Annotated in this window: 9 protein-coding genes; 4 read left to right on the top strand and 5 right to left on the bottom strand. The window is 69.4% G+C overall.

Annotation, left to right across the window (positions count from 1 at the left end; all coding sequences use genetic code 11):
* Nucleotides 1-1049: 1049 nt before the first annotated feature.
* Entirely contained in the window at nucleotides 1050-2429 is a 1380-nt protein-coding gene (locus tag VFF46_RS04565; RefSeq protein ID WP_325035747.1) for an NAD(P)H-quinone dehydrogenase, read from the bottom strand.
* A 31-nt stretch (nucleotides 2430-2460) separates the two neighbouring features.
* On the opposite strand from VFF46_RS04565, the gene VFF46_RS04560 reads away from it, so the two are divergent.
* Together VFF46_RS04560 and VFF46_RS04555 are read left to right on the top strand one after the other, a co-directional pair.
* Nucleotides 2461-2922, top strand: coding sequence for a gamma-glutamylcyclotransferase (locus VFF46_RS04560; protein ID WP_325035746.1), 462 nt, complete (start codon nucleotides 2461-2463; stop codon nucleotides 2920-2922).
* A gap of 9 nt (nucleotides 2923-2931) precedes the next feature.
* Nucleotides 2932-4554, top strand: coding sequence for a phospho-sugar mutase (locus VFF46_RS04555; RefSeq protein WP_325035745.1), 1623 nt, complete (start codon nucleotides 2932-2934; stop codon nucleotides 4552-4554).
* Nucleotides 4555-4584: 30 nt separating this feature from the next.
* On the opposite strand, the gene VFF46_RS04550 is transcribed toward VFF46_RS04555, so the two are convergent.
* The 4 genes from VFF46_RS04550 to VFF46_RS04535 form a co-directional block, all read right to left on the bottom strand.
* Nucleotides 4585-5034, bottom strand: coding sequence for a hypothetical protein (locus tag VFF46_RS04550; protein ID WP_325035744.1), 450 nt, complete (start codon nucleotides 5032-5034; stop codon nucleotides 4585-4587).
* 164 nt (nucleotides 5035-5198) lie between these two features.
* On the bottom strand, nucleotides 5199-6146 hold the full coding sequence (locus VFF46_RS04545) for a neutral zinc metallopeptidase (RefSeq protein WP_325035748.1): 948 nt from the start codon (nucleotides 6144-6146) through the stop codon (nucleotides 5199-5201).
* A 111-nt stretch (nucleotides 6147-6257) separates the two neighbouring features.
* Nucleotides 6258-7130 carry an alpha/beta hydrolase gene (locus VFF46_RS04540; protein ID WP_325035743.1) on the bottom strand — a complete coding sequence of 291 codons (873 nt, stop codon included), beginning with the start codon at nucleotides 7128-7130 and terminating at the stop codon, nucleotides 6258-6260.
* 5 nt (nucleotides 7131-7135) lie between these two features.
* On the bottom strand, nucleotides 7136-7696 hold the full coding sequence (locus VFF46_RS04535; RefSeq protein WP_325035742.1) for a PH domain-containing protein: 561 nt from the start codon (nucleotides 7694-7696) through the stop codon (nucleotides 7136-7138).
* Nucleotides 7697-7742: 46 nt separating this feature from the next.
* On the opposite strand from VFF46_RS04535, the gene deoC reads away from it, so the two are divergent.
* Nucleotides 7743-8699, top strand: a complete 957-nt coding sequence (deoC, locus tag VFF46_RS04530; RefSeq protein ID WP_325035741.1) for a deoxyribose-phosphate aldolase — start codon at nucleotides 7743-7745, stop codon at nucleotides 8697-8699.
* A 5-nt stretch (nucleotides 8700-8704) separates the two neighbouring features.
* Nucleotides 8705-9756, top strand: a 1052-nt coding sequence (locus tag VFF46_RS04525) for an aldehyde dehydrogenase family protein (protein ID WP_325035740.1), incomplete at its 3' end; no start/stop codon positions are given.

The raw sequence follows: 9756 nt of genomic DNA, 5'->3' as shown, positions 1-9756 counted from the left end.
TCGTTCTTCGACACCAGCGCAGTCGACAGGCCCGAGCATCATCAACCCCACCGACCCCGCCGAACTGTCACCACAAAGACGGCCGGAACCGTCACCGATGTCCCGATCAAAAACTGTTACCGATGTCCTGAGAGATGACAGTATCACTTGACAACCCCTTAGGCAGGCATACCGTGTACGGCGACGCGGCCCGCGCACTGCTCGCTGCCATCGCCTCCGGATGGCTCCGGCGTACTGCTCAACCTGCGCGGCTGGGGCGGTGTATTCCTCGATGAGGTGCGCGTCCAGCCCGAACTGCACTCGCCACTGTGGTGGTGGGCCACGTCAATCCGGGGAGCTCAGCTGGACGTCCGCGCGGATCTTGTCCCGGCGAGGCCGCGTTCACCGCGCAGGTAGGCGCCGAACGCCGAACGGTGCTGTTCCGGACGACGTGCGACGTGCGACGTACGACGTGCCGAGCGGTCTCATCCTCCGACAGGTCGTGCCGCCTGCCAGGAAACAACCTTCGCTCCGGGGCGTTTCCGGCGTACTCGATGTTTTCAGCAGTTCGCAGGTTTGAGATACGAGGTCTGCCCCGGACGCCGGTTGCATTGTGAACCCGGCCGGACCGCCCTGCCCATGGCAGACGGCTGAGCGCGGGTTTCCTGCTGCGCGGCGCCGGCCCTACGAGCTGGCGGGATGGGCGGAGGATCGTCCTTCAGCTCGTCTGACGTGCAGTGTGATCGCTGCACATCCACCGGCTCCGTCGTACGCGATTCTTATTCTCCCCGGTGGAGGACCGGCCAGGGCCACAGCACCGGGCCGGTTGGTTCGGGAGGTGGACGCGAGTCCGTCCCGCGCCGGTCGGTCGACCACCGAGCTATTCGTCCGACAGCCGTTCAGCGGCGGACCAAACGCCGTACGACGCCTTCTGTCCAAAGCCTGGCGCCGATCGCGAACTGCGCATCAGCACCTCGAGCTCACGCGACCCATCACCTGGGACCACCCAACCACGCCACACGCTACTTTCCCCGCCGTACTTTCCCCGCCGTACTTTCCCCGCCGTAGTTTTAGTTGCGGAGGTGGAGGCGGCGGGCTGCTTCGGCTACGGAGCCGGAGATGGAGGGGTAGACGGTGAAGGACTGGGCTACCTGGTCGACGGTGAGGCGGGTGCCCACGGCAAGGGAGATCGGGTGGATCAGTTCGCTGGCTCGGGGGGCCACCACGACCCCGCCGACGACGATGCCGGTGTTCGGGAGGCAGAAGAGTTTGACGAAGCCGTCGCGGACGCCTTGCATCTTGGCGCGGGCGTTGTCGGAGAGCGGGACCTTGACGACCAGGGCGGTGCTGCCGCCGGCGTCGACGACCGCCTGGGTGAGGCCGACGGTGGCGATCTCGGGGGCGGTGAAGACGTTGGCGGACACCGTTGACTGGTCCAACGGTGTGACGGCGTCGCCGAGCGCGTGTGCCATCGCGATCCGGCCCTGCATCGCGGCCACCGAGGCGAGCATCAGTACGCCGGTGCAGTCGCCGGCCGCGTAGACCCCGCGGGCCGTGGTCCGGGACACCCGGTCGACCTGGACGAACCCGCCGTCGGTGAGCGACACGCCCGACTCGAGGAGATTCATGTCGTCGGTGTTCGGCAGCGACCCGACCGCGAGCAGCGCGTGCGAACCCTCGACCTTCCGCCCGTCGGTCAGCGTCACCACGACCCCGTCGCCGTGTCGCTTCACGGACTCGGCCCGGGACTTGCTCAGCACGGTCAGACCGCGCCGCTTGAACACGTCCTCCAGCACGGCCGCGGCGTCCGCGTCCTCCCCGGGCAGCACCCGGTCCCGGGAGGACACGAGTACGACGTCGCTCCCGAGCGCGTCGTACGCGCTGGCGAACTCCGCGCCGGTGACACCGGACCCGACCACGATCAGCCGCTCGGGCAGTTCGGAGAGCTCGTAGACCTGCTCCCAGGTGAGGATCCGCTCGCCGTCCGGCTCGGACCCCTTGAGGATGCGAGGCCTTGCCCCGGTGGCGATCAGGACGACGTCGGCGTCCAGCCGCTCGTCACCCACCACGACGGTCTCCGGGCCGTCCATCCGGCCCCGGCCCTGGATCACCCGCACCTTGTCCCGGTCCAGCCGGCGGCTGATCCCCGAGGACTGGGCGGCGGCCAGCGCCTTCACCCGTTTGTTGACGACGGAGAGATCGACACGCACAGAGTTCGCCGGATCGTCGTCGCCGTCGTCCAGCCGGACCCCGAGCTCGCCGGCCTCCTCCACCTCGGTCATCACCTCCGCGGTGGCTATCAGGGTTTTGCTCGGTACGCAGTCGGTGAGCACGGCCGAACCGCCGATCCCGTCGGAATCGACGACCGTCACCTCCGCCCCGAGCTGCGCGGCCGCACTGGCCGCTTCGTACCCGCCTGGACCGCCTCCGATGATCACAACTCGCGCCACGAGAGGCCATTGTTCCGTATCCTGTTTTTCCGTGACCCTGTACGCCGCGTTTGCGTCGAATCTGGACCCGAACCTGATGGCCGAGCGGTGCCCGTACTCGCCCCTGCGCGGGACCGGCTGGATCACCGGCTGGCGGCTCACCTTCGGCGGTGAGGAGCTCGGCTGGGAGGGCGCGATGGCGACCGTGGTCGAGGACCCGGCCGACCCCGCCAACCAGGTCTTCGTGGCGCTGTACGACGTGCACCCGAAGGACGTCGAGCGCCTCGACGAGTGGGAAGCCATCGACCAGGGCGTGTACAGCAAGATCCAGGTCCGGGTGCAGACCCTGGACGGCGAGCAGCTGGCCTGGATGTACGTGCTGAACGCGTACGAGGGCGGCCTGCCGTCGGCCCGCTACCTGGGCATCCTGGCCGAGGCCGCAGAAGCGGCCGGCGCCCCCGACGACTACGTGGCGGACATCCGGTCCCGTCCGTGCCAGTCGTCGGGTCATTAGAGTGCCCGTGTGACAGATGACCTGAAGGCAGCCGCCGAAGCCTGGCTGCGCGAGGACCCCGACCCCGACACGCGTGCCGAGCTGACCGAGCTCCTCGCGGCCGGAGACACAGCAGAGCTGGCGGACCGGTTCGACGGCACCCTGGAGTTCGGTACGGCGGGCCTGCGCGGTGCCGTCGGCGCCGGACCGAACCGGATGAACCGGGTGGTGGTGATCCGCGCCGCCGCCGGACTAGCGGCGTACCTCAAGGCGAAAGGCCTGACCGACGGCCCGGTGCTGATCGGGTACGACGCCCGCCACAAGTCGGACGTGTTCGCGCAGGACACCGCGGCCGTGATCCGCGGCGCCGGGCTGGACGCCGTACTGCTGGACCGCCCCGCACCGACACCGGTGGTCGCCTTCGGGATCCGGCACTTGCACGCGGTCGCCGGTGTGGTCGTGACCGCGTCCCACAACCCGCCGCAGGACAACGGCTACAAGGTCTACCTGGGCGACGGCTCGCAGATCGTGCCGCCCGCCGACGCGGAGATCGCGGCCGCCATCGCCGCGGTCGGCCCGCTCGCCGACGTACCCCGCGGCGACGACTGGCAGACCGCCGGGGACGACCTGCTGGACGCGTACCTGGACCGGATCGCCGGCCTGGTGCCCGAGGACGCCCCGCGGGACCTGAAGGTCGCCTACACCCCGCTGCACGGCGTCGGCCGGACCCTGGTCGAGCAGGCGGTCGCCCGCGCCGGGTTCGCCGTACCGCAGGTGGTGGCGTCGCAAGCCGACCCGGACCCGGACTTCCCGACCGTCTCGTTCCCGAACCCGGAGGAGCCCGGCGCGATCGACGCCGCGCTGGATCTCGCCCGAGAGATCGGCGCCGACATCGCGGTCGCGAACGACCCGGACGCGGACCGCTGCGCGGTGGCGGTCCCGGATGTGAACGGCTGGCGGATGCTCCGCGGCGACGAGCTGGGCAGTCTGCTCGGCGAGTTCCTGCTGCCCGGCTCCGAAGGGGTCGCGGCGTGCTCGATCGTCTCGTCGTCACTGCTCGGCAAGATCGCCGCGTCGTACGGCGTCCGGTACGTCGAGACTCTGACCGGGTTCAAGTGGATCGGCCGGGTCCCGGAGCTGGTCTTCGGGTACGAGGAGGCGCTCGGGTACTGCGTGGACCCGGCGGCCGTGAAGGACAAGGACGGCGTGTCGACACTGGTCCGGGTGCTGCAGCTCGCGGCCCAGGCGAAGGCGGCCGGGCGGACGCTGGTGGATCTGCTGGACGATCTCGCGGTCAAGCACGGCCTGCACGCGACCGACCAGTTGTCGGCGCGGGTCGAGGACCTGTCGCTGATCGCGCAGGCGATGGATCGGTTGCGCGCGACCCCGCCGACGCGGCTGGGTGCGTACAGCGTGGAGCGGATCGACGACCTCGGTCAGGGGTCCGCGTCGTTGCCCCCGACGGACGGGCTGCGCTACACCCTGTCCGACGGCGCACGCGTGGTCGTGCGCCCTTCGGGTACGGAGCCGAAGCTCAAGTGCTACCTCGAGGTGGTGGTGCCGGTGACGACCGATGTCGCCGGCGCGCGCACGCAGGCAGCGGACGCGTTGGCAGCCATCAAGACCGATCTGGCTGCCGCGGCAGGTATCTAGCTCGGAACACCTGGCGGGTGGTTCCGGGCTTCAGCGGGCAGCCGCGGCTGCCTCGGCCTGCTCGGCGTGCAGGGAGCTCTGCAGCGACGAGTGCAGGATGCGGAGCGTGCTGGTGGACTGCATCAGCGCGTCCCGCTCGTCCGGGTTCCGGTTCGCCAGGGCGGAGATGTCGTTGATGGCGGCCTCGATCCGGGCGATCCGGTCGGCGACCGTACCCTCCTGGCTGCTGGCCTTGCGGATCGCGTCGGACGTGACCGTCCAGACGTCTTCCTTGTCGTTGGTGCGCCGGGACATGTCCACCATCTGGCTGAGCGCGGCGAGGTCGTGGTCGACCTGGGTGCGCTCGACCGGCGTGGTGATCCCCACGGTCGCCTGACGCAGCCGGGTGACGTGGCCGGACAGCTCCGACCAGGTGGACCGGCCGCTCTTGATCTTGTCCAGCACCTTCGCGTACTCGGTGTTGAACTCGTCGTAGTTCACTGTGACTCCTGCCGTTCGACGATCGACTCAGAACTCTAGGGCCTGCGCACCATGAACAAGTAACCACACGGTCGCAGATCGTGCAGGTGTCGCCAAAACGCAACAGCCGCCCGGTACGCCAACGCGTACCGGGCGGCTGAGTTACGACGTAAACGTCCGCTTGATCAGGCGACGTACGCCGACGAGGCGTTGAAGGTGTTGCAGTTGCCCGCGACCGTGTAGGTGTGCTTCGCGTTGAAGCCCATCGTCGACCAGAAGGCGTGGTTCTTCAGCGAGCCGTGGTCCCGCGGGTAGCCCGGCTGGTCGCCGCTGTGCGTGACGACGTTGTTGAGCTGCGTCATCAGGCCGCCGCTCCACGGGTAGTACCGCTTGTTCGAGCCGAGGACGGCCGTGCCGAAGCAGGACGCCTGCAGCTCACGACGACGGCTCTCCTCGAGCTGCGCGGCGCTGGTGCTGAACGAGGTCTGACGCTGCCACGAGGCGTTCAGGATGCCGGTCAGCCACTGGACGTGGTGACCGTACTCGTGCGCGATCGTGAACGACGCGTACGCCCGCGCGAAGGTCGGGTTCTGCTTCCAGTAGCTGATCACCGGGCTGACCGGGAAGTAGATGTACGACTTGCCGCCCGCGGCGCACATGAACGCGCGGCCGCTGGTGTCCAGGCCACAGGCCGAGTTGACCCGGGACGAGGTGGTGAAGACCAGCTTCGGGGCCGACTTGTACGCCGCACCCGCCTGCTTCAGCGGCAGCGCCCACGCGGCGTAGATGCAGCGGTCCAGCTGGGAGACGTACGCCTGGACGCCCGCGGCGGTGCGCAGGGAGACGTTCACCTCCTTGCACTTCGACGGGGTGATCGGACCCGTCTTGTAGATCCGGTTGTAGCGCACGACGTTCGTCAGCGACGACTTCGTGGTCAGCAGCTCGCCGGCCGGCGGCTGGCCGATCGCCTTCGCGGTGCTGTCGACCGGGCCCGCCGGGGTGACGGCAGCGGCCGTCGTGCTCGTGCTGGAGGTCTGAGCGGCTTGCGCGTTCGGCAGCGCCAGTGCCGCGAAACCGGCCAGGGCACCGACCGCTGCGAAACCACGCAGGGTGGTACGGGAGAGGTTGACCATGAGCTCCACTCTCGATGTTCTAAGGGACTTGTGGACCAATCCTGGGGTGTACAGGGGTTCACCAGGGCTGGATCACGGGCTCTGACGCGGCGATTCGCGCCACAGTTCCGTTCAGCCGACGAGTTTCGTCCCCAGGAATCGCAGTTGGTCAGGCAGCATGCGCCGCCAGTAGCCGCCGGTGTGCAGTCCGGGCTGCTGCCCGCCGTCCGCGTGCAGCTCCGCCCGCAGGTCGTGGGCCGCCCCCGCGAACGGGTCGTCGCGTCCGCAGTCGATCCGGACCGCGACGTCCCGGAAGCCGCTCGCCCGGCCGAGGACCTGGTTGCGGTCGAAGTCCGCGATGCCGTCGAACGCCCCCGGCTGTACGTCGGCGTACCGGTGCCAGAGCGCCGGGCTCATCGCGCCGGCCGCGACCGGTGGGACCTTGCGCTGCAACACCTGGAGCAGTGCGCCGTACCCGCCCATCGACCAGCCGAGAACGCCGTACCTGCGGGTGTTCAGGCCACGGGCCGCCAGCAACGGAAAGAGTTCCTGCTCGATCATCGCCCCGGGGTCGGTGCCGTCAGCGCGGCGGTGCCAGTAGCTGTCGGTGCCGCCGTCGACCGTGGCGATTGCGAACGCCGGCGTACCGGAGCGGACCGCGGCGGACAGGAAGTGGTCCGTTCCGAGATCGTTGACCGCCGAGCGATGGTCTCCGCCCCGGCCGTGCAGCGCGAGCACCACCGGCAGCCGGGCGCCGGCGGCGTACCCGTGCGGGTAGACGATGCTGTAGCCCACCTCGGTACGCCGGGCACGGGACGCGAAGGTCCCCGACACCACCGGACCGGCCGGTACGTCGGGTACCACGCCGTCCGGGCCGGCGAGCCCGAGCAGCTCGTGCACCCGGCCACGACCGGGCACGGCACCGGTCTCGAGAGCGGTCACCGCGACGGCACCGGTGATCGCCGCGGCGGCACCGGTACGGAAGAACGTCCGTCGGGTCAGCAAGCGGGTCAGCGGACGATCGCCGCGACGATCGCGGTCACCGCGAGCACGCCGAGCACGATCAGCTCCGGCCGGGCCCAGGCGGTGACCACGTCGCCTCCGGACGTCCCGGCGTACTGCTCCATATGCGTCTCGATGCGGTTGACCACGACGTCGGCCTTGGAGATCGAGCTGTCCGCGGCGAGCTTGCGGCCGCCGACCCGTTGCTTGCGAAGATCGCGCATGACCAGTTGGACGCCGGCCGCGCGGTAGCGGTTCGCCTCGGTGTGCACCCGGAGCAGGTCGGTGACGTCGGCGCCGGTCACCTTCGACCACGGGATCCGGTAGTCGCGCAGGTGGTTGCGGAGCAGCAGGTGGTCCGGGTCCAGCGTCACCGACGGCCGGACCAGGCCGGCGTAGGCCAGCACCATGAAGATGCCGATGATGCTGCCGACCAGCAGCCCGGTGGCGGTCCGCCACTCCAGGACCACGTCGAGCAGGCCGAGAGCCCCGATCACCAGCACGATGGTCCCGGTGATCCGGTTCGACGCGGACAGGTACTGCTCGCTCTCCGGCGATTTCGACTTCACCAGCACAAAGTAACCGCCCCTCAGAATCGGCACTAGACTGCGTTGGGTGACCACACTCGACAGCGGCGTCGACACCTTGGCCGACGTGACGTCCTCCGAGGATCGGCTGCGGCGGTTCCTGCTCGGGCTGCCGGGGGTCGACCAGGTCGGCGCCGAGGCCCGCGCCGCCACCCTGAGCACCCGGTCGATCAAGACCAGCGCGAAGCAGTACGCGCTGGACCTGGCGATCTCGATGATCGACCTGACCACGCTCGAGGGCCAGGACACCCCCGGCAAGGTGCGAGCCCTGTGTGCGAAGGCGAAACGGCCCGACCCGGCCGACCCTAGCGCGCCGCAGGTGGCCGCGGTCTGTGTGTACCCGGACCTGGTCGCCACCGCGAAGCGCGAGCTGGAGGGCTCCGGGATCAACGTCGCGAGTGTCGCGACCGCCTTCCCCAGCGGGCGTTCCAGCCTGCCGATCAAGGTCCAGGACACCAAGGACGCGGTCGCGGCCGGTGCCGACGAGGTCGACATGGTGATCGACCGCGGCGCCTTCCTGTCCGGGCGGTACGCGCTGGTCTTCGACGAGATCGCCGCGATCCGCGAGGCCGCGGGTGACGCACATCTCAAGGTGATCCTGGAGACCGGCGAGCTGGTCACCTACGACAACGTCCGGCGGGCGTCCTGGCTGGCGATGCTGGCCGGCGCGGACTTCATCAAGACCTCCACCGGCAAGGTGTCCCCGGCCGCCACGCTGCCGGTGACGCTGGTGATGCTGGAGGCGGTCCGTGACTACCACGAGACCACCGGGCTGCACATCGGCGTCAAGCCGGCCGGCGGAATCCGGACCGCCAAGGACGCGATCAAGTACCTGGTCACCGTCAACGAGACAGCCGGGCCGGACTGGCTGGACCCGGAGCTGTTCCGCTTCGGCGCCTCCAGCCTGCTGAACGACCTGCTGATGCAACGCACCAAGCTGGCCACCGGGCACTACCCGGGCCCCGACTACTTCACCTTGGACTGACAGGCATGAGCAGATTCGAGTACGCACCCGCGCGCGAGTCCCGGGCGATCGTGGACATCAAGTCGTCGTACGGCCTGTTCATCAACGGGCAGTTCACCGACGCAGGAGACGGGAAGCCGTTCAAGACCGTCTCCCCCGCCTCGGAGGAAGTGCTGGCCGAGGTCAGCGAGGCCGGACCGGCCGACGTCGACAAGGCCGTGAAGGCGGCCCGGAAGGCGTTCGACAAGGTCTGGGGCCCGATGAGCGGCAAGGACCGGGCGAAGTACCTGTTCCGGATCGCGCGGCTGATCCAGGAGCGCTCGCGTGAACTCGCGGTGCTGGAGTCGCTGGACAACGGCAAGCCGATCCGCGAGTCCCGCGACGTCGACATCCCGTTGGTGGCCGCGCACTTCTTCTACTACGCGGGCTGGGCCGACAAGCTCGAGTACGCCGGCGTCGGCGACGACCCGCAGCCGTGGGGTGTCGCGGGCCAGGTGATCCCGTGGAACTTCCCGATGCTGATGCTGGCCTGGAAGATCGCCCCGGCGCTTGCCGCAGGCAACACCGTGGTCCTCAAGCCGGCCGAGACCACCCCGCTGACCGCGCTGGCGTTCGCGGAGATCTGCCAGCAGGCCGACCTCCCGCCGGGTGTGGTGAACATCGTCACCGGCGCGGGCCGGACCGGCCAGGCGCTGGTCGAGCACCCGGACGTGAACAAGGTCGCGTTCACCGGCTCGACCGCGGTCGGCCGCGCGATCGCGAAGTCCGTCGCGGGCACCGACAAGGCGGTCACGCTGGAGCTCGGCGGCAAGGCGGCGAACATCGTCTTCGAGGACGCCCCGATCGACCAGACCATCGAGGGCATCGTCAACGGCATCTTCTTCAACCAGGGCCACGTCTGCTGCGCGGGCTCCCGGCTGCTGGTCCAGGAGAGCGTGTACGACGAGGTGCTCGGCCGGCTGAAGCGCCGGATGGAGACCCTGCGGGTCGGCGACCCGCTGGACAAGAACACCGACATCGGCGCGATCAACTCGGCCGCCCAGCTGGCCAAGATCCGCGAGCTGTCGCAGATCGGCGA

Source organism: Kribbella sp., assembly GCF_035655035.1.
Taxonomy (GTDB): domain Bacteria; phylum Actinomycetota; class Actinomycetes; order Propionibacteriales; family Kribbellaceae; genus Kribbella.
This window is presented reverse-complemented; position numbering and strand designations above follow the sequence as displayed.